The following is a 25433-nucleotide window of genomic DNA, read 5'->3' on the forward strand; positions in this document are numbered from 1 at the left end:
CACAACAGGCAACCACACAAAACCAAGCACACACGCACCAGAAACACCCTATAAAACTCTCAAAACCACCGCCCGACTAGGCACTTCATACAGCACCGCGCCACGACGACTCAAACAACTATACGCACCCAAAACACACCCCCGCAAGCCAAAACCTGTAGACTTGCATCACTTTTTTATCATTTTTTAGTATTTAGCCTAGTCAGAGCAGTATTATCTGTTCATAAATTCTTCATTTTTACTTGTCTAGGCTCTAATCCTCACCTCTAGATCCTCTCAAGCTCCTCAGATCTATCTCTCCCGTAGATAAAAAATGAGGGTACGATTCTTGAAAAGAACCGCGCCCTCAGTAGGTCGCAGATAATAGGCTAGTTGGCTAGTTCAACGACAGCCATATTTTTCTTGCCTCGACGAACAACCGCGTACTTACCCAGCAAAAGCTGATTAGAAGAAATAGCGGCGTCCTCACCCTGTACCTTCACGTTGTTGATAGCCGCACCGCCCTCTTTCAGAGTGCGACGGGCTTCAGACTTGGAGGCAGAGAGTCCTGTTTCAGTCAGAACCGAAATCATATCGAGCTGGTCAGTAGACAGGACAGCGTGAGGAAGTTCAGCAGTTGCTGCTTTCAACGTTGCCTCATCCAGTGCGTCAAAATCGCCCTTACCGAATAGAGCCTCAGAAGCGGCAATAACCTTCTCGGTTGCGTCCTTGCCGTGAACCAAAGTGGTTACCTCGTAGGCAAGAGTTTTCTGAGCAAGGCGCTTAAAGGGTTCTTCCTCAACGCTCTTTTGCAGCTGCTCGATTTCTTCACGTGTTTTGAAGGTAAAGACCTTCAAACGATCAGCAACATCAGCATCAGCTGTATTCAACCAGAACTGGTAGAAAGCATACGGCGAGCACATCTCAGGATTCAGCCAAATAGCGTTACCCTCGGACTTACCAAACTTGGTGCCATCTGAGTTAGTAATCAAGGGGGTACCGATAGCGTGGACGCTCTTGCCCTCAGTCTTACGGATAAACTCGGTGCCTGAAGTGAGGTTACCCCACTGATCCGAACCACCGGTTTGCAGGGTGCAACCGTAACGACGGTTCAGCTCCCGGAAATCCATCGCCTGCAGGATCTGATAGGAGAACTCCGTGTACGAAATACCTTCGTCAGAGTTCAGACGCTTAGCCACAATCTCTTTTTTAATCATGGTGCCCACACGGAAGTTCTTACCGACTTCGCGCAAGAACTCAATAGCGCTCATCTGCCCCGCCCAGTCAAGGTTGTTTACCATACGGGCTGCGTTCTCACCCTCAAATTCGAGGAAACATTCAATCTGCTCACGCAACTTCTCAACCCAACCTGAGACAACCTCAGGTGAGTTCAGCACGCGCTCTGAGGTTTGACGGGGATCACCAATCTGACCGGTAAAACCACCCACCAACCCTAAAGGCTTGTGACCTGCAAGCTGCAAACGACGCATCAACAACAGCTGTACCAGATGCCCCAGATGCAAAGAAGCCGCCGTGGGATCATACCCGGTGTAGAACGTAATGGACTCTTCAGCCAGTGCCTTTTCGAGGGCAGCCTCATCGGTTGAGACGTGGATCAGACCACGCCATTGCAGTTCTTGCCAGATGTTCTCGAAAGAATCATCATTGTGCTGAAGCGCCAGGTGCGATGCAGTCACGGATTACTCCATTTCATCTAAACGTTCGGTTTTACACCGAGATTACAAGTAAAACTATCAGAAAAAGCTGGTGCCTGCCCCGAATCTGCTCCCCTCAGGCAGGTGTTACCTCTTCAATCGGGATGCGGTTATCAGGGCAAGCGCAGGATTTAGGCTTCAATCCCCGCGGGGATTTCACCTGCAGCAACAATGTGCAGACGTTGAGTAGGGCGCGTCATGGAGACATAGAGATCGCCTACTGATCCATTCGCAGCCTTAACGATGTCTGCAGGCTCCACAATCACTACAACATCGAACTCTAGACCCTTGGCGTCCCAGGGGGTGAGCACCAGAATCTGATGTTCGAGAGCGCTTTTGCTGGTACCGGTCTTGCCTCGGTGAGCTTGAGCTACTGCCCTGGTGGTCTCAGCTAAACGTTCGGGGGCAACGATGACGCCAATAAGACCGCCACCGCTACGCTTGACCTCGTCCGTGACGATATCAACAGCGCGAGCAGACAAATTCTCCTCGACGGTCTTCACGATGATCGGACCAGATTCTCCCTCGCGTACAGCACGCGGTGCCGAAACTTCCAAGCCGGCAGCGCGAGCCACGGCAACAGCCGCGTCCGAAATCTGTGCAGGGGTACGGTAATTGACGGTCAGCTCATCCAGGTGGAAACGCTCGCCCACAAAGGGTTCTAGCGCCTGCGCCCACGACTTCGCTGCCGCAGCAGATGAAGCCTGAGCAATATCGCCCACGATTGTAAAAGATTTCATGGGGCAACGACGCATCAGCAAACGCCACTGCATGGGAGAAAGTTCCTGCGCCTCATCAACAACAACATGCCCGTAGGCCCAAGTGCGATCAGCGTGCGCAGCAGTAGCAGCGGTCATGCGCGAGGCATGCTCTTCGTTGAGGTTAGTAATCTGCTCGGCAGTAATGATGCCATCAACGCCCACATCCTCAAGGGCATAGTGCATATTCTCCAGCGCCTTGGTAGCGTTCTCTAGGTTCGCTTTATGCTCAGCAGCAGCTCGAGCCGCCACAGCTACACCAGTGACCTTTGAGAAATCGCCCAAGAGCTCAGCAGCCTCATCAAGTAGCGGCACATCAGACTCCGTAAAAGGAGCGCTAGCAGCACGCAGCAGTTTAGCGCGGTCAGCATCACTCAGATGAGGAGTAGCCGATTTGAGGTAGTGCTGCTTTGAAAAAAGCGAGCGCACCAAGGTCTCTGCTGACAGCGGCATCCACAGCAGGTTAAGGGCTCGGCGCACATCGAGGGATTCACGTACATCGTCCTGCAAGTAGGGGCGATCGACAGCGCGACCGGCTGACTCATCGAGTTTTTCGTTCAGCTGCTGGGTCAGTTCTTTGAGCAAAACTTTTACGAAAGTTTCGCGTGCCTCATTGTGTGGCTTACCCGTTGAACGGGCAGTTGACCGTGCCGCTTTAACCATCTTGGGAGTGAGCTGAAGATCCATTGAATCTACATAAAGTTTCTGGGTTTTCTCGGGCAGCTTCTGACGGTCTGCAACAGCGCGCTTGATGACTTCAGCCATCTGCAGGCTGCCTTTGAGACGGGCAACTTCGGGGTCGCTTTCTGGCACCGCGCGCAGCCCAGGGTAAAGGGTTGCCAACGATGACATAACAACACCGGTTTCGCCCAGTGACGGGAGCACTCGCTCGATATACCACATGAAGGACGCGCTGGGACCGACCACCAGAACACCCGCATTGTTCAGGCGTTCGCGGTAGGAATAGAGGAGGTAGGCAGCGCGGTGGAGAGCAACAGCAGTTTTACCGGTACCCGGCCCGCCTTGAACTACACGCACCCCCTGCAAATCGGCACGGATAATTTTGTCCTGCTCTGCCTGAATGGTTGCTACGATATCGCCCATACGACCGGTACGCTTGCGATTCAAAGCAGCTAAGAGAGCGCCCTCACCGTGCAGGGCATCGGTATCGTTGAGAGCTAATGAATCCAATACATCGTCTTCAATACCCACCACCGTGCGCTTCTCAAGCATGAGATGGCGACGGCGACGCACGCCCTGACGGTCGAACGCTGTTGCTTGATAGAAAGTGCCCGCTTCTGGAGCACGCCAGTCAATCATGAGCCGTTCATGCTCTGGGGTTGCCAAACCGATACGCCCGATATAACGGGTCGAAGAATCGTCCATATCGAGCTTACCGAACGCCAAACGGTGGTCCACAGCATTCAGCTGTGCTAGACGATCCTCATAGTGCTGGGCATAAGCATCGCGCTCTGAACGGTTCTGGTGACCGCCCACCGACTGGTTAGCGCGGGTGCGTTTGAGCTTGCCCTCGGTCTCCTCGCGCATCTCGTCCAAACGATCATAGAGCTTACCCACATAAGCGCGCTCGGTCTCAAGAGCCTGCGCGTAGGCACGATCAGAAGCATCCGGGCTAGAAGAATCAAGGTGGTTACTAGAGAGATTATCGGTCATCTGCTGTGCCCTTCCGTGGGTGAAAATAGAAGACGTTCAATTCTACGTGATGAACAGGGCAAAAACGAGTTCCACCGCCTGACTCACCAGCTACCGCTACCCACCGGTAGCGGGTAAAGAAAACACCCCGCTCTCCTCTCTCACGAAAGTTCACAAGAACCGGTGACATCAAGAAAACGGGGTGTAGGTAAAACCTATAAAAATTTAGGAATTGAACGGTTGAGCGCATGCTTCTAGAGTGCCCTGTTCGTAACCCTTGGTAAACCAAGAAACACGCTGTTCAGAAGAACCGTGGGTCCACGCGTCCGGGTTGACCTCTTGACCAGCCGAGCGCTGAATCGCGTCATCGCCAATAGCGCGCGCGGTATCAATAGCCTGCTGGATCTGCTCTTCGCTCAGAGGATCCAGCAAAGCGTTCTCCCCCTTATCGGCGTGAGCCGCCCACACACCGGCGTAGCAGTCAGCTTGAACCTCAACCTGCACTGCGCCCGAGTCAGCACCGGGATCATTGTAATCCGAGTATTTCAAAGTACCCATAGTATGCTGCAGGTGATGCGCGAACTCGTGGGCGGTTACGTACATCATGGCGAAGTTACCGTCAGAACCGCCCATTTCCTTGAGTCGGTCAAAGAAAGGCACCGACATGTACACAGTCTCATCGCCCGGGCAGTAGAAGGGACCGGTCTGGGAGATGTTAGCCCGACCACACCCGGTTGATACCTGCCCCTCAGCGACCACAAGATCGGGTGCTCGGTAGGCAACTCCTGCCTCAGCCGGCAGTTTGTCTTCCCACACCGAATCAAGGCTCACCGCTGTTGCAAGAATATTACAGTCATCGTAACGATTGGCATCTTCATAGGTCTGGCAATGGTCGAAGTTACCTTGACTGCTCACCTGTGCCTGTTGTTCCTGGCTGCCGTAGACCGATGAGGAAGGGTCGCCGGTTAGATTACCCAGACCTCCCGAGGCAAAGAAGAAGATACCCGCTACGATAATGACACCCGGAATACCAAAGCGACGCCCGATAGTACCCAAAAGCATAGCAAAGAGTGGGTTCACACCACCAGAACCACCGCGACCGGAGCCGCCGCTACCCTGGGACGAACCGCGCGAAGAATAATTTGAGTTAAGGTTTTCGTTAAAGCTCACTTTAGAAGCATACTTGCCAAGCAACCGTGTGGCGTTACCGCCAAGCCGCAAGAGCTAAAACAAGAGCAAAAATAGCACCAGAGCAATCGCTCTTTTCGCGCCTCACGGGCAGGACGCCGCGACCCGAATAGGCAGCGTCCACAATAAAAATACCCCCTGACTTGCTGTTGTGCCGTTACTCGCACGGCGCACAGCAGGTCAGGGGTGCAGGTCGAAAACTTACTCAGAGACTAAAGCCAAAGCCTCAACGCGGTGGCCCCCCATCTTCGCGCGTCCGCCCAAACCATCAAGTTCCAGCAAGAAACCAATGCCAGTGACATCAAGAGAGGCCTGTTCCATCAAAGAAACCGCTGCTTCAACGGTGCCTCCGGTTGCCAAAATATCATCAAGAATAAGCACGCGGGTGCCAGCAGGAACATCTTCTTTATGAATCTCAATAGCGGCAGTACCGTACTCTAGAGTGTACTCCGCCTGAAAGGTATCACGAGGTAACTTACCTGCCTTACGCACGGTCATCACGCCCGTTCCCGTCTTATAGGCAAGAGCAGCCGCCATCAAAAAACCGCGCGCCTCAACACCGGCAACGATGTCAAACGTTCCTTCAAAGCACTCCGCCAGCGCATCAATACTACGAGCAAAAACAACAGGATTCGCAAACAAGGTGGTGACGTCATAAAAAAGAATGCCCTCATGCGGAAAGTCCTGAATCTGCGCGCAGGCAGCAGGAACCATCTCTTCGATGGGCAATGAAGCAAAATCAGGCATCAACAAATCCTTGGAGTAAGCGGTAAATAAAACACAAACGAGTAGAAATTATACTCTTTGGGTAGCAAGTTGAGAGGCTGCCTAGCCTTCAAAACGAGTGCTTGCTACCTCATCATCTGCAAAGTAACGCTGATAGAGCTCACGCACGCGCTGCTCATCATAGCGTTCAGGAGTATTGTTCAGATATGCCTCCAGCACAATAGCTGCGTGCCACCGCGCTCTGGCCACAGCATGAGGTTCACCGCCAAGAGCTACGAGTCGACCAGCCATTTCGATGAGATCCATAATGGCAGAAGTTTCTAAAACGGCATAAGGACGAATACCGTCAAAGGCGGCGTCAATTAATTGGGCGGCGGTCACAGGTTGCCACTGGATACGGGGTTCTCCACCCACAAAAAGAGTGTTCGCAGGTTCTTTACCCTGCAAGGCTCGCGCCAACACAACGGTCAGCTCGTGCACCGCGTTGGTCAAGGTATAAGGATCATTCGAGCCAGAGGACAATGAACGCACGCCCAGCTCAACAATTTGTTCTTGAGCATAAAGTACATCGTTATAGTCAGTGCGGACGCGACCCCACGAACACGCCGACAGCACAGCTTTTTCGGTCTTAAGGCGCGAGTCCTCAGACCACTGCCCGATGCTACTCACCACTGCCAGCGGTTCGCCCTCCACCACATGATTGCCAATAGCGGGCAAAAAACTCACAGAAATGCTGTCATCAATAGTTTTAGCGACATCGCGATATTCAATGTCAATAATGTACCCGCTGGTTTCGGCGACAATGGTGAAACTGTTATCTGCCACGATTTCAGCGTCGTAGGGTGCTTCAAAGATCTCTCCAGTAGCCCTTTCGCTGTGGTAGAGCGACTCGACCATCTTGGCATAACGCGATTGGACGTTAGTAGCAAGCGTCGATACTTGAATGCCATTGGCAATGTGGTTAATAAAGTAAATCAGCACGCCCACGCACGCTACCGCCAAAGCAACGGCAACGTTGACCGCTAGGTGGGGAATAAAAGCCTCCCCCGACGTAGCAAATTCGGCACCCTGCACCTTGCGCAACACCAAAATGCAGTACAAGAAGGTTGACGTGAAAACGCCCAGCACAATTTGGTTGCCGCGATCAGACATAAAGTTACGTACCAAGCGCGGGCCATAGGCGCTAGAGGCACTGCTCATCACCGAAATGGTAATTGAAAAAGCCATCGTGGCAACAGAGAGCACCGTTGAGGCAATCGCAGAAAGAATACCGCGAGCGCCCTCTGTTCCCACCGCGAAAAAGAGTGACGACCCTGAGACGGGAAGCCCGCCGAAATACTGATCGGTGGCGACCATGACCTCAGCCAGCACGATTCCGCCGGCGATGAAGAGGGCAGGAACCATCACAAAAGAGTCTCTAAAATCGCGGAGACGGTCAATAAGATGCACAGATTTTCCTTAGGACGCAGTCTTTTATGCAAAAGGGTGTAGCGGTACCGGTGAAGGTACCGCTACACCCATTGTAAGAGATGAAGTTTTTAGCTGATGACGGTAGCGCGCGCCGCGAAGGTGCGCTGCGATTCAAGTTCAGTTTTCAGCTGGGTGAGCTGGGCAGCCACAGCATCGGGTGCTGTACCACCCTGAGCACTGCGGGAGTTCAAAGAACCTTCTACGGTGAGAACCTCACGCACAGCGGGCGTAAGTTCCGGTGAGATAGCCGCGAAATCCTCATCGGCGAGATCCCAGAGTTCTACACCCTTTTCTTCGCACACTCGCACAGCGTCTCCAGCAACCTCGTGGGCAACACGGAAGGGAACGCCCTGACGCACCAACCACTCGGCAACATCGGTAGCAAGCGCGAATCCCTGGGGAGCCAGTTCTGCCAGGCGCTCGATATTGAAAGTGAGGGTTTCTACCATGCCTGAGACAGCGGGCAGCAAAACTTCCAGCTGGTCAATAGCATCGAAAACAGGCTCTTTGTCTTCCTGCAAGTCTCGGTTGTAGGCAAGCGGCAGCGCCTTGAGCGTTGCCAGCAGACCGGTCAAATCACCAATCAGACGCCCCGCCTTACCGCGCGCCAACTCAGCGATATCGGGATTCTTCTTCTGCGGCATAATTGATGAGCCGGTAGAGAAAGAATCGTGCAGGGTGACAAAAGAGAATTCCTTGGTTGCCCACAGAATGACCTCTTCGCTCAATCGCGAAAGATCTACAGAAATCATCGCGGCAATCCACGCGAATTCGGCGTACACATCGCGGCTCGCGGTACCATCAATGGAGTTCCAGGTGGCTGAGTTGAAGCCCAAATCAGCTGCCACAGCCTCAGGGTCAAGCCCCAAGGACGAACCGGCAAGAGCACCTGATCCGTAGGGGGAAACCGCAGCACGCGCGTCCCAATCCACCAAACGATCCAGGTCACGACTCAACGCCCAGCCATGTGCCAGCAAGTGATGCGAGAGCAAAACCGGCTGAGCATGCTGAAGGTGGGTGCGCCCGGGCATGGGCGCATAAGGGTGTTGCTCGGACTGCGCAATCAGCGCATCAATAACCGCCAGAACACCGCTAGCAATGATTGATGCGTGGTCGCGCAGGTACATGCGACCTAAGGTTGCGATCTGATCATTACGCGAACGTCCCGCACGCAGCTTGCCCCCTAGCTCGACTCCGGCACGTTCAATCAGACCCTTTTCCAAAGAACCGTGAACGTCCTCATCTGACTCTGCAGGCAGGTAGACGCCAGAACGGACATCCGCCTCTAGCAGGTCAAGAGCGGCAACCATACTGGTGAGTTCTTCTTCGGTCAGCAAACCGGCTTTGTTCAGGACGCGTGCGTGAGCGCGTGAACCTGCGATATCGTAAGGAGCCAAGCGCCAGTCGAACTGGGTGGACTTAGACAGCGCCGCTAGAGCCTGTGACGGACCGCCAGAAAACCTACCACCCCACAAAGCGCCATCATTGGTGCCGTGCTTTTCGTGTGAAGACATGAAATCAAAACCTTAGCTAAAAATAAAGTATGTGAATAATATACGCAGGGCACTTCAGCCACCGTATGAAATAAGTGTATGAAGTGCCCCGAGAGATATACCAGTCAGTACCTGGTTTACAGACCCAGACGCTGATCGCGAGCTGATGCTACCTTCGATGACATGCCGAAGAGCTCAATAAAGCCGCGAGCCTGTGACTGGTCGAAAGTATCGCCCTCGTCGTAGGTTGCCAGGTTGAAGTCGTACAGTGAGGTTTCTGAACGGCGACCGGTCACAGTAGCGCGACCACCGTGCATTTCAAGGCGAATTTCGCCGTTAACCATCTTCTGAGTGTCAAGAATGAAAGCGTCCAGTGATTTCTTCAGCGGCGAGAACCACTGGCCGTCGTACACCAGCTCGGTCCAGCGCTGACCAACGGTCTTCTTGAAACGAGCCTGCTCACGCTCAATGGTGACATTTTCGAGTTCCTGGTGAGCGATGATGAGAGCCATCGCGCCGGGAGCCTCGTAGATTTCACGGGACTTGATACCAACCAGACGGTCCTCAACAATATCGATACGACCAACGCCCTGGGAGCCAGCACGACGATTCATAATCTGAATTGCCTCAAGCGGGGTCACAGCCTGACCATCAATAGCTACCGGGATACCCTCTTTGAAGGTTATGATTGCGGTGTCGGGTGCCGGTGAGAAGGTCGGATCATCAGTATAGTCGTAAACGTCCTTAGTTGGGGCATTCCAAATATCTTCCAGGTAACCGGTCTCCACCGCGCGACCCCACACGTTCTGGTCAATGGAGTAGGGGTTCTTCTTGGTGGTAGCAATCGGCAAATTATTCTTCTCTGCATAGTCAATTGCCTTTTCGCGGGTAAGCGCCAGGTCGCGAACGGGGGCGATGCACTTGAGATCAGGTCCCAGAGTCTGAATGCCAACTTCAAAGCGAACCTGGTCATTGCCCTTACCGGTACAACCGTGAGCCACTGTGGTTGCGCCAAACTTTTTAGCAGCGGTTACCAGGTGCTTGGTAATGACAGGACGCGAGACAGCAGACACCAGCGGGTAGGCGTTCATGTACAGCCCGTTTGCCTGAAGCGCGGGCATGCAGTACTCAGCAGCGAACTCATCACGCGCGTCCGCAACATAAGCTTCAGCCGCACCGCAGTCGAGGGCACGCTGGCGGATGGTCTCTAGATCCTCACCGCCCTGCCCCACGTCTACGGCAACAGCAATCACTTCTGCACCGGTTGCCTCACCGATCCAGCCAATGGCAACGGAGGTGTCAAGACCACCGGAGTATGCAAGTACTACGCGCTCAGTCATCGTAGGTTCCTTTCAAGAATTCAACGTTATCAACAACTACACATAATTATGCACCACTATACATATTCATGCAAGCAGGGTGTGACGCAAAAATGAAGAAACCTTAATGCGCGACTCATCTTTCCTTCAAAGACATACTCCACAATGGAATACATGCTGAAGAAATATCTGTTTACCGTACTTGTCATCACAGCACTCACCTGCCTCGGAATTTTGACCTACAGCCTCACAGCACGCACTCAAGCTCCCGATGTAGATGGGGCCCCGATCATGATCGACCAGTCATCAACAGAAGATCCCACTTCAGTCTCGCCCAGCAGCCCTCCTAGCTCAGCAGACGAGGACACAGACGCTGATAAGGGCTCTCCGGGAAAAGATGAGAACACTCAGAAAGAGACATCTAAAGAACCAGCACCTCCCGTTGTTCAAGAAATTCCCGCAGAAGAGCCCCCCACAGCACCCGCTCCCGAGCAGCAGGCTCCTGCGGCACCGGCACCTGCCCCCGTACCAGCAGCACCTGCTCCCGTCCAACAAGTGCCCATAGCACCAGCACCTGCTGCACCAGCCCCAGTCGATAACGATGACTGGGACGATGATGACTTCGACAACGACGGTGATGATGATTAAGAACCGCCTGAACCGACTATGGTTCATCTCATCATCGCGATGGCGCATCATCGCGTGGATGATGCTTGCCACCAGCTTCGCAATTCTTGGTCTCATCTTCAGCGTCCGAGAAATCCTACTCTCCGACCTAGACCGCGAAGCAAATGACCAAATAATCCGTGAAATTAGTGAGTTCCGAGAGTTTTCGCAAGAAAGCACAGACCCAACTGCTCCCCTTCCCTACAACAACCTGGAGGACATGATGCAGACCTACATTTCACGTCAGTTCTTCGGCACCTCAGGACAGCTAATCGGCGTCACTGACTCTCAGGTTCTCTACCTGAAAGAACAAGACAATCAGGCATCCGCTACCGGTTACCGTGTTCATCAAGATACGGATTTGCTGGATACAATCACACGTTCTGAATCAGCATCGGGAGTTGAAAATACTCCCGATGGGCCAGTGCATTGGGGCAAGACCTCTATCAGCATTACCACTAATGATGGCAAGGACGAGGGGCAGCTCATCGTTGTTCAGTACATTCAGCCACAGCTTGATGACATCCGTTTCATTATCAACACCATGGTGGGTGTAGGTTTTGCGGGGTTGCTACTGACCTCAGTGTTCTCATGGTTTATTGCGGGTCAGATTCTCAAACCAATCAGAACCCTGCGCACCGTCGCAGAGGATATTACCGACAAAAACATTTCAGCCAGGGTGCCGGTACAGGGTGACGACGACATCTCGGCGATGTCTATGACCTTCAACCAGATGCTCGATAGGCTTGAGGCATCTTCGACCATGCAACGGCAGTTTCTCGACGACGTCAGCCACGAACTGCGCACCCCCATTACCATTGTGCGCGGTCACTTAGAGCTGATGGAACGTACCACCCAAGACCAGCAGGCAACCCTTGACTTGGTGGATGACGAGCTAGAACGTATGGGTCGCATCGTGGGAGATCTGCTCCTGCTGGCAAAATCAGAACGCCCAGACTTCGTGCGTCCGCAACGCACTGATGTTGCTGATTTGATTATCTCGTTGGAGTCAAAGGTTCAGGCAGTGGGCAAGCACCGCTGGGTTATCAGCGATATCGCTGAGGGTGAGGTTAATCTGGACGCGCAGCGAGTGACGCAAGCGATGATTCAGCTAGCTGCCAACGCTGCTCAGTACTCCCCCGAAAACAGCGTCATTAGCTTAGGCACCGCCTACGTTGATCGCGAGGGCAGAAAGCATCTGAACCTCTGGGTGCAAGACCAAGGCCCCGGCGTTGATCCCAACGATGCGCCCCATCTCTTTGACCGTTATCGACGAGAGAGTTCGCGCAACCCCAACGCCATTGAAAAACACGCCCTGGGAGCTGGCATCGGCCTGGCTATTGTTCAAGCAATTGCAGAATCCCACGACGGCAGCGTATGGGTTGCCACCCCCGATTCAGAGATTGGGTCAGTCTTTGGCCTCTCGATCCCCACAGACCTGAGTTTAGATATGAAAGTGAGCGCCTGATGAGCCACATTCTGATTGTTGAAGACGATGCCCGCATCTCTTCATTCATTATTAAGGGCCTCAAATCCTCCGGTTACACCGCAACCCTCGTAGAGGACGGCAAAATCGCCTACGGCATGGCGAAAGTCGCTGAATTCGACCTCATCATTCTCGATGTTGGACTACCGGGCATGGATGGCTTCAGCCTCATGAAAGCCCTGCGTGCTGAGGGCATTCGTACCCCGATTATCATGCTGACCGCCCGCGATTCGATTACCGACACAGTGCAGGGACTAGAAAACGGTGCAAACGACTACATGACCAAGCCCTTCCAGTTCGCTGAGCTGCTAGCACGCGTCCGCCTACGCCTACTCGATGTAAACCGCGAGGAGACAACCGCGTCAATGCTCACCCACCGCGATCTTGTACTTGATATGCGTTCGCGTCAGGTAACCGTTGATGGATGCAGCGCTGATCTCACCAGCAGAGAATTCGCCCTGCTGGAGAACTTCATGCGCAACAAGAACCAGGTGCTCTCACGTGAGCAGCTACTGGGCATGGTCTGGGGCATGGACTTCGACCCGAGCTCCAACATTGTTGATGTGTATGTACGAGCGCTACGCAAAAAAATTGGTGAGTCTTATGTCAGTACTGTTCGTGGAGTGGGGTATCGATTCGAATGAAAAATATTGTTTATACTTCTTCTCACGAGGTGCAGCATTCTCGCCCGATTACGGCTGAACTTCCGCTGACCTTGGATCGCACGAAGGCTTCATCGATCAGTACCAAGATGCTTGTATCTTTTGCTGCCGCGGTTGCTTTAATGCTGTATGTGAGCTTTAGCGGATTGACAGGGGCATCAACCCTAGACAAAGATTCGGCGCTGACACTCAGCATCTTCATCATTGCCATCTGGGCATGGGTGTTCTCACCCATGTCAGATACCTTTGTATCGCTAGCAGCGGTCTTGATTCTAGTACTCACAGGCATCCTTTCCTCAGAGGAAATGACTGATTCACTGGGCACCTCCAGCGTGTGGTTGCTGGTGGCTGCCTTTGTGATGGCGCAGGCCATTACGGCATCGGGTTTGACCCAGCGTTTTGCCGCGACCCTGGTAGTTCGGGCGAAAGCACCGCGCTCGCTGATGCACCTGATTAATATCAGCTTGTACGCAACAGCGTTTCTGGTGCCCGCTACGAGCGGACGTGCTGCCTTGGCTCTACCGATTTTTGTAGCGATTTCTACGAGCTTGCGCAATCGCAAGAAACTCATTAAGGCTCTTTCGCTGTTGATGCCAGCGACCGTGCTGCTCTCGGCAGTTTCGTCCTACATCGGCGCCGGGGCTCACCTGATTACCGATGAAATTTTGATCGCTACCGGCTTTGAACCCTTCGGGTTTCTGCGCTGGTTGCTACTGGGCGCCGCTCTCGGCTTTGTCTCATCGGTGATCTGTACCGAGTTGGTCTACTGGCTCTTTGTACCGCGTGCTGAGCGCAAGACCAGCATCAACCTCACACTGGATGACTTACAGGAGGCATCGGACACCCCGGTTAGCGGTTCTTTAACGGCTGTAGAGAAGCGGGTTCTGGCGATTATGGTGGCAGTGGTTGCCCTGTGGTCTACCGAGTCACTGCATGGACTGGATGCGGTTACAGTCGCTTTACTGGGTGCCTTGGCGGTTACGGCCCCCAAAATTGGCAACATCAAACTAGCAGACGGTATCAAGAAAGCGCCCTGGCCCCTGCTCATGTTTATGGCAGCAACCCTGGCGATGGGTACGGCGCTGACCAAAACCGAAACCGCCTCGTGGCTCGCCGAGAGTATGTTCGCCCCCGCGTCCGCCCTGGGTGAGAGCGCTGGAGTTGGCTTTGTCGTTCTGGTGGTCGTGATTTCAACGGCAGCTCACTTGGTCATTCAATCGAGAAGCGCACGCAGCGCGATCTTGATTCCTCTGGTAGTTACCGCCGCGGTACCGCTGGGGGTCAATCCCGCTGCCGTAGCTTTTATGTCAACCGCAGCGGCAGGTTTCTGCCACACCATGACATCCAGTGCGAAGCCAGTTGCCCTGTTCTCAGATGTCAAGGGCATTGAAACCTACAAGCCTAAGGACCTTCTCAAGCTCTCCTGCTGGTTAGCGCCTGTACACGTAGCACTGATTCTACTCTTTGCTTTCATCGTATGGCCGGCGCAGGGAATGCCCCTCTTCACCCTGTAAACCCCTCTTAGATTTTCATTTCACAACTTCATCGTTTCTTTGCCCGCAGTTTTGCTGGCGGGTACAGCTACCGGTGTCTCAAAATTACAACCCTATCGCTGAAGACAGCCTCCCACCCGATTTTAGGGAGCTACTTCACCTTGTTTAGAAAAGAGAAAATAATGAACATGATCGTACCCCAGCGCATTCTGATTGCCCCCTCAGGTTTCAAAGGCTCACTCGAAGCAGATGCAGTAGCTGACGCTATCGCAGCAGGCATCCGCCGCGTCATTCCCGGCGTTTCAACCGTTACCATTCCCATTCCCGACGGCGGCGAAGGCACCGCTAAACTGCTGGCGCAGGCAACCGACGGTTCACTGGTCAAGGCAAAGGTTAAGGGCCCCGTGGGTAAGAAGGTTCGCTCCCACTACGCCCTGCTCGGAGGCAAACAGAAGGGCGTCGCTGTTGTTGAAATGGCAGCAGCAGCCGGTCTTTCGCTGGTTCCCTCAGACTTGCGCAACCCCGGTCAAACAACCACCTACGGCGTCGGTGAACTTATCAAGCACGCCCTAGACAATGAGGATGTCCACACCATTCTGATAGGCTGCGGCGATTCCGGCACCTCAGACGGTGGCGCAGGCGCCCTCTCTGCCCTGGGCGCGAAGATTCTCGATGCATCAGGCAAAGAAATCAAGCTCGGCGGCGAAAACCTCACCCAGGCTGCGAAAATCGATACTGACGGTCTGCATCCCCGCCTCGCTCAGGTTCGCCTGGTGCTAGCACTTAACCAGCACAACGTACTGACCGGTAAGCGCGGTGTAGCTCGCGTGTTCGGTCCGCAAAAGGGCGCTACCGAAGAGCAGGTAGAACACTTGGATGCAGCGCTGACCCACTGGGCTGATCTGTTGGAAGAAACCCACAACAAGATTCACGGCGGTCAGTCAACCGTTGACTTCCACACCGGCAACGGCACCGGCGCGTCCGGCGGTTTGGGCGCAGGCATGGCGCTGCTCGATGCAGAGCTCACCCCCCGCTTTGAGGCTCTCATTGATTCCGGTCTAGCAGGTATCAACATCGAAGACGAGGTTATTCACTCCGATTTGGTAGTCACCGCTGAAGGCGCTATTGACTTCCAGACCCCGCGAGGTAAGGTACCCGCCGAAATCGCTGCACGCGCCCAGAACGCAGGCGTCCCGGTGCTCTGCCTAGCTGGCTCCATTGGGCGCAAGGCTTACCGCGTCCACGACGCCGGTATTGATGCATTCGCTTCCATCATTCCCCTGCCCATGGATCTTGAGGAGGCGCTGGAGAACGGTGAAGAACTGCTTACTGACTCAGCTGAGCGCGCCTTCCGCATGATTCTGCTGGGTGCGGCCATGAGCTCATCCATGGCAAAGCGCCGTTCAGCTGGTAGAAGCGACGTAACAGCCGCATAATCCTTACCGGCTGTTACATATAAAGCCGGTGGCTAGATGGTTTTATTTACCACTAGCTACTGGCTTTGCTATACCCAGATTCTCTTGAACGTTTAGAAACGCTCCACCATCACTTTGCGCAACTCAGTCTTGAGAATTTTTCCGGTGGGCCCTAGAGGGAATTCACGGATAATCTCGTACGCCTTGGGGTACTTGTAGGACGCGAGTTCCTCCCGGCATAAATCTTCAACTTCACGCAATAACTCGGCTTCAGCGGTGTCGTCCATATCTTCAACCGGCTTAATAAAGACCTGGATTTCTTCATCGACCTTAGGGTGAGGGTAACCAACTACAGCGCACTGCTGGACGCCAGGATGCGTGTAGATAACATCTTCGATATCGCGGGGGTAAATGCTGTACCCGTTACGCAGTACCATGTCTTTGATGCGGTCGACAATGTAAATATTGCCCTTATCGTCAAGACGCACCACATCACCGGTTGCAAACCATTCGCCATCCATAACGGCGTCGGTAGCTTCAGGGTTGTTCCAGTAGCCAGCCATCACGTTGTCGCCGCGAACCCACAGCTCACCGGTATCACCAAGGGCTACAGGCTGACGGTTATCATCACGTACCTCAACCTCAACGCCGGGGATCACAGGACCCACTGAGCCGATGAGCACACCGGTATTCGGGCGGTTAAAAGAAACCACCGGCGAGGTCTCGCTCAAACCGTAGCCCTCATAAATTGGCACATCCAGCAGACACCTAAACTGTTCGTGAACCGGCGCAGGCAGAGCCGAACCGCCCGAGATTGTTGAGTGCAAAGTACCCCGGTAAGCTGAGACGTCCATCTTCTCCAAAGCTGCGCCCATAGCTGCAAGCATGCTCGGTACCGCCGCCATGTTGGTAATCCCGCGTTCTCGGATCAGTTCAAGGGCTCCCTTCGGGGTGAATCTCGGCAGCATTGCCACCGACGCACCAGCAGCGAAAACAGCGTTCATTGCTACCGTCTGACCGAAAGCGTGGAAAAGAGGCAACCCACCAAAAATGACATCTTTTTCTTGGTAACCAAACAGCTCTGAGGTGACCACCGCATTCGACACCATGTTTTTGTGAGTCAGGGTTGCGCCCTTGGGGTTGCCGGTAGTACCCGAGGTGTAGAGAATAACGGCAGCACTCTCTTCAGCCACAGCCAGCGGCTCCCACTTGGGGTTGCTAACAGCGGGCAGGGTGTAGGACGCATCCAACTCCTCCACGCTCACGCCCAGCTCGGCGGGCAGTTCGTGGGCGCTGTGCGCCACACGCGTACCGTCCCAGCTCACCAAGGCAACCGCATCCGACTGCTCCAACTGAAACTGCAACTCGTGGGCGCTCAGTAGAGGGTTCAGGGGCACGCACACTGCTCCCAAAGAAAGAGCCGCGTAGTAGTAAACGGGCATCCACGGTACATTGGGCAGAGACACAGCAACGCGGTCACCGGGCTGAACTCCCTGCTCAACCAGAACAAAACGGGCAGCACCCACCATCGCGTACACCTGACGGTACGAAAGGGAACGGTCAGCCCAGCTCACCGCAACTGCATCGCTCTCACGGTGGGTATACAACAAATTCGCCAAGTTGTACTGGGCTGAAACAGAAGATAGGGTGTGCACAGGTTATTCCTTACAACGCTTTAAACTAAAAGTTGTTCAGTTATCGGAACTAACCTACCAGTATTTTGGGTAGCTCATTACTGTGAAACGTTAGAATCGAACAGATGGTTCACGCCAACGGTAGTGAACGTGCAGTAAAACCCGTGGCGAAAGGAAAACCGTGTCTTTATCTGAGCAAGAAATTGAGTTCCTCAACTCAGTCTTCGACCTTGCCCGCGGCAATAAGCCCGTAGCACTTAAGTCTCTCTTGGAGCAGGGAGTGCCTGTTGATCTCACCAATGCAAAAGGCGATACCCTCCTCATTTTGGCTGCTTACCACGAAAATATTGAGACGGTTCAGCTTCTCATTGAAGAAGGAGCCGACTTGGATCGTATGAATGATCGCGGGCAAACTGCTCTGGTCTGCGCGGTATTCCGTAATAATCTGCCACTAGCGAAGCTACTGATGGATAACGGTGCTAATACCGGTTTGGGTTCGCAAACTCCAGCGCAGGTCGCTGAGTTCTTCGATCTTGAACAAATGAAGGAACTCTTCGCCTAGCTCACCCTTTCTCTAACACGACACTGGGGCACTTTTTGTTTCTTTGAGGTTTTCTCTCAGAAACAAAAATGCCCCATTTCGTTTAAACGCTGAAAGGTGTCTTTACTCAGACCAGGCGAGGAACTGCTCAGCGAGCGCATTGCCGCCAGCCGAATCGCGAGAAATCACCATGACGGTGTCATCGCCTGCGATGGTGCCCAGAATATCTTTGAGCCCCGACTGATCGATCGATGATGCAAGGAATTGGGCTGCTCCCGGCGGGGTTCGCAGAATCACAATGTTGGCTGATGCTTCTGCCGTCACCAGTAGTTCTTTGAATAGACCGACCATGCGAGTATCGGGTGCATCTTCTGCGCTGCGACGTACCGGGTGGTTGGGCACAGCATAAATGAGACCGGCTTTGAGATCGCGCACCCGCTCCGCACCAATCTCAACGAGGTCACGAGAAAGTGTCGCCTGAGTGACTTTGACGCCGTCGTCAGTGAGTAGCTGGGCAAGTTCAGCCTGCGAGCGCACGCGGTTGGTTTGCAGAATATTGATGATGCGCGCCTGTCGGGCTGTTTTGGTGGCTGGAATTGCCATCGGAAGTTTTCCTTTCTACACAGGCTATGCTGTTGATTCGGTAAGCAAGAAGTTCATCAGTGCTTTTTGGGCGTGTAGGCGGTTTTCTGCCTCGTCCCAAACGTAGGATTGGTCACCGTCGATGACGTCCGCGGTGACTTCGTAGCCGCGGTAGGCAGGCAGGCAGTGCAAGAAGATGGCGTGATTTGCTGCTAGCTTCATTGCCTCGGCATTGACTTGGTAGGGGGTGAAGATTTTTTGGCGGGCTTCTTTTTCATCTTCTTGCCCCATCGACACCCAGGTGTCGGTAATAACGACGTCAGCATCTTCTAGGGCAGCGCACGCGTCCGTGGTGATGGTGATAGTGCCACCTGTTTCGTTCGCGCGGACGCGGGCTTCTTCGACAATATCTGGGCGCGGCAGGTAGCCCTCTGGTCCTGAAATGCGAATGTGCATACCTGCAGTTGCTCCACCGAGAAGGTAGGAGTGCGCCATGTTGTTGGCGGCGTCTCCCAGATACACCAGGGTTTTACCGGTAAGCTCGCCCAACTGTTCGCGGGCGGTTTGCAGGTCGGCAAGAATCTGGCAGGGGTGGTAGTCGTCGGAGAGCGCGTTAATTACCGGAACGGTGGAGTTCTGTGCCATCTCTTCTAGACCTGCGTGGTCGAAGGTGCGCCATACGATTGCAGAGACCATGCGCGAGAGTACCTTGGCGGTGTCTGTAACGCTTTCTTTGTGCCCCAGCTGCGATTCACCTGCTCCAATGATGAGAGGGCTACCGCCGAGATCAGCAATTCCGGTAGCAAAAGATACCCTGGTGCGAGTTGAGGTCTTATCAAAGAAGACGGCAACAGTTTGCGGACCTGCCAGCGGTTTGTGGGCGTAAGGGTCTTCTTTCATACGCTGCGCCGCGTCGAGCACGTGGGTTTGTTCTTCGGGGGTAAGATCAGTGTCTTTGAGAAAATGACGCACCATGTGGGTTTCTCTTTTCTTTGGGTAAAGTGCACTGGCTTAGCAAGTATAGTGCATACATTAATTATAAATATACAAAGATTATTCGAGGCTGTCTCTAAGCGTGAGCATCAGCGACAAGCTGCGGTAATGTGTCAATGAAAGTATTTAGCTCTGCCTCGGTAATGATTAGCGGAGGTGCTAGCCGCAGGGTACTCGCGCCGGTGGCATTGATAATGAACCCTTGTTCTCTGGCGGTATTCACTACGGCTGGCCCCAGTGGCTGCCCCTGACCGGTCTGGCCTTGCGCCAATTCAATACCGATCAGCAAGCCTTGACCTCGCGTAGAGGCAACGCAGTCCAGAGTGTCTAGCCGGGCGCGGACGCGCTCCCCCAGCTCGGCAGCGTGTTCCATGAGGTTCTCTGCGTCGATGGTCTCTACGGTGGCAAGGGCAGCAGCCGTTGCCAGTGGGTTGCCGCCGTAGGTAGTACCGTGCATACCCGGTTGTAGCAGGGTACTGGTGTATTCGCCGACCATAATCACTGCGCCGATGGGGAAACCACCGCCTAAGCCTTTGGCGAGGGTGATGACATCGGGTAGCTTGTCATCGGTGAGTTCTCGGGAACTTTCAAACCAGCGTCCGGTGCGTCCCATGCCTGTTTGTACCTCGTCAACCAGCAGTAGAGCACCGTGGGCGCGGGTTAGTGCGCGGGCTTTTGTCAGATAGCCGACGGGTAGAGGTTTGACCCCAGCTTCGCCTTGGATAGGTTCAAGGATGAGAGCCGCGACAGAATCATCCAGGTGCTCCTCCAATGCTTCAGGAGTTGCCGGTATGTGTTTGATACCGCTGAGCAGCGGTTCAAAAGGCTCACGGTAGGCAGGTTTGTGAGTCATCGCAAGAGCACCGGCTGTACGCCCGTGAAAAGCATGTTCTAAAGCCAGAATAGTTTTCTTGCCCGTTTCGTTACCGTGGCGGCGGGCAATTTTGAAGGCAGCCTCGTTGGCTTCTGTGCCCGAGTTGCAGAAGAAGATGCGCGCGTCGTGAGTTCCCAACCGCGTGAGTAGGGCATCTGCCAGCGCTAACTGCTGCGGTGAGGTGAAAAAATTCGATATATGCGCGAGTTGCCCTGCTTGCTGCCGCACCGCCTTCACCCAAGCGGGGTGAGAGTGCCCCAAAGAATTGACAGCAATACCCGCTAACAAATCAAGGTAGGTTTTACCGTTGGCATCGGTTACCGCGCACCCCTTGCCCTCGACCAAGGACAGTGAGGGAGTTCCAAAGACGCCCAGCATCTGCTGACCGTACTGCGCGAGCTGACCTTTATTGTTCATCTCTACAGACCGCCTTTCGAGGCGCTTGCGGGGCTAACCACCTGAAAATCAGGCGGGGGCACCTTCCAGCCCTCGTAATCGTCAGGGGTGACCTGAGTTCCAATACCGGTATCGGTAAAGATTTCGAGCAGCGGCGAATGAGCCAGACGACCATCAACGATCGAAGCGGTCGGTACGCCCTGTTCCACAGCCATAAGACACGCCTGCATTTTGGGAATCATGCCAGACGCTAAAGTGGGTAGCATCTGGCGCAGCTCACCCACCGAGAGAGAAGAAATGAGTGAGGACGCATCGGGCCAGTTACTGTAGAGCCCCTCAACGTCCGTGAGCATCACCAGTTTTTCAGCGCCAAGAGCAGCGGCAACGGCGCTAGCTGCGGTATCAGCATTGACGTTAAGAATCTCACCGGTGAGACCTGCGGTACCGTGGTCGTGATCGGGATATTTTTCGGGGTCGCTCATCTCGGGAGCTATGGATGAGATAACCGGGATTTTACCGGCATCAATCATCGAGGTGATGGCAGTGGTATTTACACCCACTACCTCACCGACCAGACCGAGGTCTATTTCTTTACCGTCGACCACAGTGGTGATGCGGCGGGCGCGCAGTAAACCGCCGTCCTCACCGCTCATTGCAACGGCGTAGGGACCGTGCTGGTTGATATGGCTGACCAGTTCGCGGGCAACCTGTCCGGTCAGCACCATGCGCACCACTTCTATAGCCTCGGGGGTAGTGTAGCGCAGCCCACCGCGGAATTCGCTGGGAATCTGCAGTTTTTCAAGCATAGCTGAAATCTGTGGGCCGCCGCCGTGAACGACCACTGGCTTGATGCCCACAGAACGCAGGAAAACCATGTCTTGGGCAAAAGCCGCACGAAGCTCTTCAGAGATCATGGCGTTGCCACCGTATTTGAAGACCATGACTTTGCCTGCAAAACGCTGAATCCAGGGCAGGGCTTCAACGAGGGTTCCGGCTTTTTCTTGGGCGACGCCAAAGTGACTCATCGCATCGTTTGTTGCTATCATTGCGCGTTTTCTCTCTGGTGAGGTGGTTCTATCAACCGTTAGCTGGAGTAGGCGGAGTTCTCATGAACGTAGTCGTGGGTGAGATCGTTGGTGATGATGGTTGCCTCATGATTTCCTGCGCCCAAATCGATATCGACGGTTACCAAACGGGTGCCTTCCATAGTGACTTTTTCGCGAGGTTCGCCGATGCCACCGCCAGTACATACCTGCACCTTGTTGATACTCACGTTCACGTTTTCGGGTTCGAAGGTGGCGCTGGTGGTGCCCACTTCAGAAAGGACGCGCCCCCAGTTGGGGTCATTGCCGAACATAGCGGTTTTAAAGAGGTTAGAACGGGCAACAGCGCGTGAGACTTCTTCTGCTTGTTCTTCAGTTTCAGCGTTGAAGGTTCGCACGTGAATATCGTGGCTGGCTCCTTCTGCATCGCCAATAAGCTGTTGGGCGAGGTCCTGACAGACAAGGGTCAGGGCTCGAGCGAACTCTTCAGTATCGGGGGTGGTCTGCGAAGCGCCCGATGCCATGAGTAGCACCGTATCGTTAGTTGACATACAGCCATCGGAATCAGCGCGGTTGAAGCTCAAACGCACAGCTTCGCGCAGGGCGCTATCGAGGGCGGATGAATCCAGCTCGGCATCGGTAGTAATTATCACGAGCATAGTGGCAAGACCGGGAGCGAGCATGCCCGCCCCCTTCGCCATACCACCAATGGTTACCCCGTTCGCCAAGGTAATGCCCGCCTGTTTAGAGACGGTATCGGTGGTCATAATTGCCCCAGCGGCATCAGCATCGGTTGATTTTCCGGTAGCCAACTGCTGGTGGACGGTGTGAATACCCTCCGCCACGCGATCCATGGGTAGGCGCTCACCGATCAGACCGGTAGAGCATACTGCCACATCCCCGGCTGAAATACCTAACAGCTCAGCTACCAGTTCAGCGCTGACGTGGGTATCTTGGAAACCCTGATGCCCGGTGCAGGCGTTGGCGCCACCGGAGTTCAGCAGAACTGCGTCCACGTGTCCGTCAGTTAGTACCTGCTGGCTCCACAGCACGGGTGCCGCCGCAAAGCGATTGGTGGTGAATACCGCGGCAGCAGCTTTTGACGGTCCTTCATTGACCACCAGAGCAAGGTCTTTCTTACCGGGTTTGACGCTGATGCCCGCCGCGGTTCCCGCAGCTTTAAAGCCGGCAGGTGAGGTAACACCGAGGGTTTCAACAGATGATACGTAGTGGCTCACGGTGCCAGACCTTCCTGTAACAGCCCCAAGTTCTCGGGCAGGTTAAGTGCGATATTCATGGATTGGATTGCCCCACCTGCTGTTCCCTTGGTGAGGTTATCAATCACACAGGTAACGATGACTCGATGGGCGTGGGCATCGTAAGCAAGCTGCATCACTGCGTGATTAGAGCCCTGCACCATCTTGGTGCTGGGCCACTGACCGGCAGGGAGTAGATGCACAAAATCTTCTGCGCTATAGGCTTTTTCCCAGATGGTGCGCAGCTCTTCTTCACTTACTGGCGCGGTCACCTTGGCGGTCGCTGTTACCAGAATGCCCCTAGGCATGGGTGCCAGAGTCGGGGTAAAAGAAATCTGCACAGGCTTCCCCGCTGCCAGCGAGTAGCCCTGTTCAATTTCGGGGGTGTGACGGTGCATACCACCCACGCCGTAGGGGCTCATACCGCCCATAACCTCCGCACCAATCAGGTGGGTTTTAGCTGATTTACCTGCCCCGGAAGTGCCCGATGCAGCAACAATCACCACGTCGCGAGAGTCCAAAACTCCCGCTTGAAAACCGGGGGTCAGCGCCAGCAGGGACGCCGTGGGGTAACACCCCGGAACAGCGACACGCTTGGTACCCCCCAGTTTCTCGCGCTGCTTCTTTCCTGTCTGATCGATCAACTCGGGCAGCCCGTAGGGCCAGGTGCCAGCGTGCTCACTCTGGTAAAACTTCTCCCAGTCCTCAGCGCTGTTCAAGCGGTGGTCAGCGCCTGCATCAATGACGAGGGTGTTTACAGGTAGCTGGGCGGCGATCTGGGCGGACGCGCCGTGCGGCAGCATCATAAAAACAACATCGTGACCGATCAGGGTTTCGGGGCTAGTCTCAGAAATCATCATCTCTGCATATTTACGCAGGTGGGGCGCCACACCGCCCAGACGTTGCCCCGCATTTGAATGCGCGGTGACAGTTTTAACCTCAACCTCGGGGTGGGTGGCAAGCAGGCGTAAGACCTCTCCGCCAGCATAGCCGGTGGCTCCCGTGACAGCTACTGAAATACTCATAGGACAACAATACGATAATTTATGCACTCTATGCAATATTTATACATTATAACTAAACGTCGAGAGGTCACTGCTACCCACGAGGTAGACTTAACCTATAACTACCGTCGCAGCACTGCCACAGCGCAACATCCGCTATCAGCCCCCAAACTTTCAGCCTAAGTCGCGCGTCAGCCATCTATAGCCCAGCATGTGGCACCAGCTATTATTTCGTATAGATACCTACCCCTGATAGAAAGGTTTACTACCGTGTCATCTGCCCCCTTAACCCCGCACATTGACCCCAAAGGCGCTCCCATCGCCCAGACCGTCCTCCTACCCGGCGATCCCCTACGTGCCCAGTTCATCGCAGAAAACTACCTCACCAACGTCGTTCAGATTAACTCCGTCCGCAATATGTTCGGTTACACCGGCGACTTCAACGGCAAGCAGATCACCGTCATGGGCTCAGGCATGGGTGTACCCTCAGCCAGCCTCTACACCTGGGAACTCATCAACGTTTTCGGCGTCAAACGCATTATCCGCATCGGCTCCTGCGGCGGCATGGACGACGCCCTCGATACCTACGACATCGTAGTAGCAGCCTCATCCTCCACCGACTCCAACTTCATGAGCCAGTACAAGCTACCCGGCACCTTCGCACCCACAGCCTCCTGGTCACTTCTGAGCGCGATTGCCGAAGAAGCCAAAAAACAGAATGTACCCCTCCACGTCGGCAACATTCTCACCTCAGACGTCTTCTACCGCCACGACCCCAGCGACACCAAAAAGTGGGCTGACATGGGCGTCCTCGCCGTCGAAATGGAATCAGCAGGCATCTACGCCACAGCTGCAGCCGCCGGTGCCGAAGCGCTCGCAGTCTTCACCGTCTCAGACCACATCTTCAAGGGCACCGAAACAACCGCCAAAGAACGCCAGAACGCCTTCACCACCATGATGGAACTCGTTCTACCCGTAGCCGCAGAAGCCTAAGCCCGCGCGTCCGCCCAAAAACAAAAGCCGGTGGCGGGTGTTTAATCTAAAGAAAAAAAAAACCCCACCCCCCTTTAAAGTTAAAAAAAATAAA

The 25433-nt window shown here is 54.3% G+C and carries 21 protein-coding genes; 7 read left to right on the forward strand and 14 right to left on the reverse strand.

Annotated elements, in window-relative coordinates:
- Window positions 1-368 precede the first annotated feature (368 nt).
- The 7 genes from tyrS to JTP09_RS04335 all read right to left on the reverse strand — a co-directional run bounded on the left by tyrS (window position 369) and on the right by JTP09_RS04335 (window position 10322).
- Window positions 369-1676 carry a tyrosine--tRNA ligase gene (gene tyrS / locus JTP09_RS04305; protein ID WP_204877229.1) on the reverse strand — a complete coding sequence of 436 codons (1308 nt, stop codon included), beginning with the start codon at window positions 1674-1676 and terminating at the stop codon, window positions 369-371.
- 149 nt (window positions 1677-1825) lie between these two features.
- Window positions 1826-4126, reverse strand: coding sequence for an AAA family ATPase (locus JTP09_RS04310; RefSeq protein ID WP_204877230.1), 2301 nt, complete (start codon window positions 4124-4126; stop codon window positions 1826-1828).
- Between the two features lie 204 nt (window positions 4127-4330).
- The gene (locus JTP09_RS04315) at window positions 4331-5275 is read right to left on the reverse strand and encodes a neutral zinc metallopeptidase (protein ID WP_204877231.1); all 945 of its coding nucleotides are present in this window, start codon (window positions 5273-5275) and stop codon (window positions 4331-4333) included.
- Window positions 5276-5494: 219 nt separating this feature from the next.
- A complete protein-coding gene (locus JTP09_RS04320) occupies window positions 5495-6040 on the reverse strand; it encodes an adenine phosphoribosyltransferase (protein WP_239478800.1) in 546 nt (181 codons plus the stop codon).
- 81 nt (window positions 6041-6121) lie between these two features.
- Complete coding sequence (locus JTP09_RS04325; RefSeq protein WP_204877232.1) at window positions 6122-7468, reverse strand: DUF2254 domain-containing protein; 1347 nt, start codon at window positions 7466-7468, stop codon at window positions 6122-6124.
- Window positions 7469-7557: 89 nt separating this feature from the next.
- Window positions 7558-9003 (reverse strand): argininosuccinate lyase, encoded by a 1446-nt coding sequence (gene argH / locus JTP09_RS04330; protein ID WP_204877233.1) that lies wholly within the window; start codon window positions 9001-9003, stop codon window positions 7558-7560.
- 116 nt (window positions 9004-9119) lie between these two features.
- Window positions 9120-10322 (reverse strand): argininosuccinate synthase, encoded by a 1203-nt coding sequence (locus JTP09_RS04335; RefSeq protein ID WP_204877234.1) that lies wholly within the window; start codon window positions 10320-10322, stop codon window positions 9120-9122.
- 153 nt (window positions 10323-10475) lie between these two features.
- Between JTP09_RS04335 and JTP09_RS04340 the strand changes: the two genes are divergently transcribed.
- From JTP09_RS04340 to JTP09_RS04360, 5 genes are all read left to right on the forward strand, one after another.
- Entirely contained in the window at window positions 10476-10949 is a 474-nt protein-coding gene (locus JTP09_RS04340; RefSeq protein WP_204877235.1) for a hypothetical protein, read from the forward strand.
- Window positions 10915-12435 carry a histidine kinase dimerization/phospho-acceptor domain-containing protein gene (locus JTP09_RS04345; RefSeq protein ID WP_204877236.1) on the forward strand — a complete coding sequence of 507 codons (1521 nt, stop codon included), beginning with the start codon at window positions 10915-10917 and terminating at the stop codon, window positions 12433-12435. The genes JTP09_RS04340 and JTP09_RS04345 overlap by 35 nt, the downstream gene beginning before the upstream one ends.
- Window positions 12435-13097 carry a response regulator transcription factor gene (locus JTP09_RS04350; protein ID WP_204877237.1) on the forward strand — a complete coding sequence of 221 codons (663 nt, stop codon included), beginning with the start codon at window positions 12435-12437 and terminating at the stop codon, window positions 13095-13097. Before JTP09_RS04345 ends, JTP09_RS04350 begins: the two co-directional genes overlap by 1 nt.
- Window positions 13094-14629, forward strand: a complete 1536-nt coding sequence (locus JTP09_RS04355; protein WP_204877238.1) for an SLC13 family permease — start codon at window positions 13094-13096, stop codon at window positions 14627-14629. The genes JTP09_RS04350 and JTP09_RS04355 overlap by 4 nt, the downstream gene beginning before the upstream one ends.
- Window positions 14630-14790: 161 nt before the next feature.
- The gene (locus JTP09_RS04360; protein ID WP_204877239.1) at window positions 14791-16044 is read left to right on the forward strand and encodes a glycerate kinase; all 1254 of its coding nucleotides are present in this window, start codon (window positions 14791-14793) and stop codon (window positions 16042-16044) included.
- A 92-nt stretch (window positions 16045-16136) separates the two neighbouring features.
- Here the strand turns inward: JTP09_RS04360 and JTP09_RS04365 are convergent, their stop codons facing one another.
- Complete coding sequence (locus JTP09_RS04365; RefSeq protein ID WP_204877240.1) at window positions 16137-17678, reverse strand: AMP-binding protein; 1542 nt, start codon at window positions 17676-17678, stop codon at window positions 16137-16139.
- Between the two features lie 160 nt (window positions 17679-17838).
- Between JTP09_RS04365 and JTP09_RS04370 the strand changes: the two genes are divergently transcribed.
- Window positions 17839-18219: an ankyrin repeat domain-containing protein gene (locus JTP09_RS04370; RefSeq protein ID WP_204877241.1), complete on the forward strand. Its 381-nt coding sequence runs from the start codon at window positions 17839-17841 to the stop codon at window positions 18217-18219.
- 102 nt (window positions 18220-18321) lie between these two features.
- Here the strand turns inward: JTP09_RS04370 and JTP09_RS04375 are convergent, their stop codons facing one another.
- From JTP09_RS04375 to argC, 6 genes are all read right to left on the reverse strand, one after another.
- Window positions 18322-18801: an arginine repressor gene (locus tag JTP09_RS04375; RefSeq protein ID WP_204877242.1), complete on the reverse strand. Its 480-nt coding sequence runs from the start codon at window positions 18799-18801 to the stop codon at window positions 18322-18324.
- Between the two features lie 24 nt (window positions 18802-18825).
- Window positions 18826-19755 (reverse strand): ornithine carbamoyltransferase, encoded by a 930-nt coding sequence (gene argF / locus JTP09_RS04380; protein ID WP_204877243.1) that lies wholly within the window; start codon window positions 19753-19755, stop codon window positions 18826-18828.
- A 94-nt stretch (window positions 19756-19849) separates the two neighbouring features.
- Complete coding sequence (locus JTP09_RS04385) at window positions 19850-21064, reverse strand: acetylornithine transaminase (RefSeq protein ID WP_204877244.1); 1215 nt, start codon at window positions 21062-21064, stop codon at window positions 19850-19852.
- Window positions 21065-21066: 2 nt separating this feature from the next.
- Window positions 21067-22089 (reverse strand): acetylglutamate kinase, encoded by a 1023-nt coding sequence (gene argB / locus JTP09_RS04390; protein WP_204877245.1) that lies wholly within the window; start codon window positions 22087-22089, stop codon window positions 21067-21069.
- Window positions 22090-22127: 38 nt separating this feature from the next.
- Entirely contained in the window at window positions 22128-23324 is a 1197-nt protein-coding gene (gene argJ / locus JTP09_RS04395; protein WP_204877246.1) for a bifunctional glutamate N-acetyltransferase/amino-acid acetyltransferase ArgJ, read from the reverse strand.
- Complete coding sequence (gene argC, locus JTP09_RS04400) at window positions 23321-24367, reverse strand: N-acetyl-gamma-glutamyl-phosphate reductase (RefSeq protein ID WP_204877247.1); 1047 nt, start codon at window positions 24365-24367, stop codon at window positions 23321-23323. Before argC ends, argJ begins: the two co-directional genes overlap by 4 nt.
- A gap of 249 nt (window positions 24368-24616) precedes the next feature.
- On the opposite strand from argC, the gene deoD reads away from it, so the two are divergent.
- Window positions 24617-25339 carry a purine-nucleoside phosphorylase gene (deoD, locus tag JTP09_RS04405; RefSeq protein WP_204877248.1) on the forward strand — a complete coding sequence of 241 codons (723 nt, stop codon included), beginning with the start codon at window positions 24617-24619 and terminating at the stop codon, window positions 25337-25339.
- The last annotated feature ends 94 nt before the right edge of the window (window positions 25340-25433 follow it).

The organism is Rothia sp. ZJ1223 (genome assembly GCF_016900985.1).
GTDB lineage: Bacteria > Actinomycetota > Actinomycetes > Actinomycetales > Micrococcaceae > Rothia.

Bases quoted from the DNA above. Each gene is read 5' to 3' on its own strand.
- JTP09_RS04385 (WP_204877244.1), bottom strand. From the start codon at position 21,064: ATGAACAATAAAGGTCAGCTCGCGCAGTACGGTCAGCAGATGCTGGGC.
- JTP09_RS04310 (WP_204877230.1), bottom strand. From the start codon at position 4,126: ATGACCGATAATCTCTCTAGTAACCACCTTGATTCTTCTAGCCCGGAT.
- JTP09_RS04375 (WP_204877242.1), bottom strand. From the start codon at position 18,801: ATGGCAATTCCAGCCACCAAAACAGCCCGACAGGCGCGCATCATCAAT.
- JTP09_RS04340 (WP_204877235.1), top strand. From the start codon at position 10,476: ATGCTGAAGAAATATCTGTTTACCGTACTTGTCATCACAGCACTCACC.
- JTP09_RS04320 (WP_239478800.1), bottom strand. From the start codon at position 6,040: ATGCCTGATTTTGCTTCATTGCCCATCGAAGAGATGGTTCCTGCTGCC.
- JTP09_RS04350 (WP_204877237.1), top strand. From the start codon at position 12,435: ATGAGCCACATTCTGATTGTTGAAGACGATGCCCGCATCTCTTCATTC.
- JTP09_RS04360 (WP_204877239.1), top strand. From the start codon at position 14,791: ATGAACATGATCGTACCCCAGCGCATTCTGATTGCCCCCTCAGGTTTC.
- argB (WP_204877245.1), bottom strand. From the start codon at position 22,089: ATGATAGCAACAAACGATGCGATGAGTCACTTTGGCGTCGCCCAAGAA.
- argC (WP_204877247.1), bottom strand. From the start codon at position 24,367: ATGAGTATTTCAGTAGCTGTCACGGGAGCCACCGGCTATGCTGGCGGA.
- argF (WP_204877243.1), bottom strand. From the start codon at position 19,755: ATGGTGCGTCATTTTCTCAAAGACACTGATCTTACCCCCGAAGAACAA.
- argH (WP_204877233.1), bottom strand. From the start codon at position 9,003: ATGTCTTCACACGAAAAGCACGGCACCAATGATGGCGCTTTGTGGGGT.
- JTP09_RS04335 (WP_204877234.1), bottom strand. From the start codon at position 10,322: ATGACTGAGCGCGTAGTACTTGCATACTCCGGTGGTCTTGACACCTCC.
- JTP09_RS04345 (WP_204877236.1), top strand. From the start codon at position 10,915: ATGATGACTTCGACAACGACGGTGATGATGATTAAGAACCGCCTGAAC.
- JTP09_RS04355 (WP_204877238.1), top strand. From the start codon at position 13,094: ATGAAAAATATTGTTTATACTTCTTCTCACGAGGTGCAGCATTCTCGC.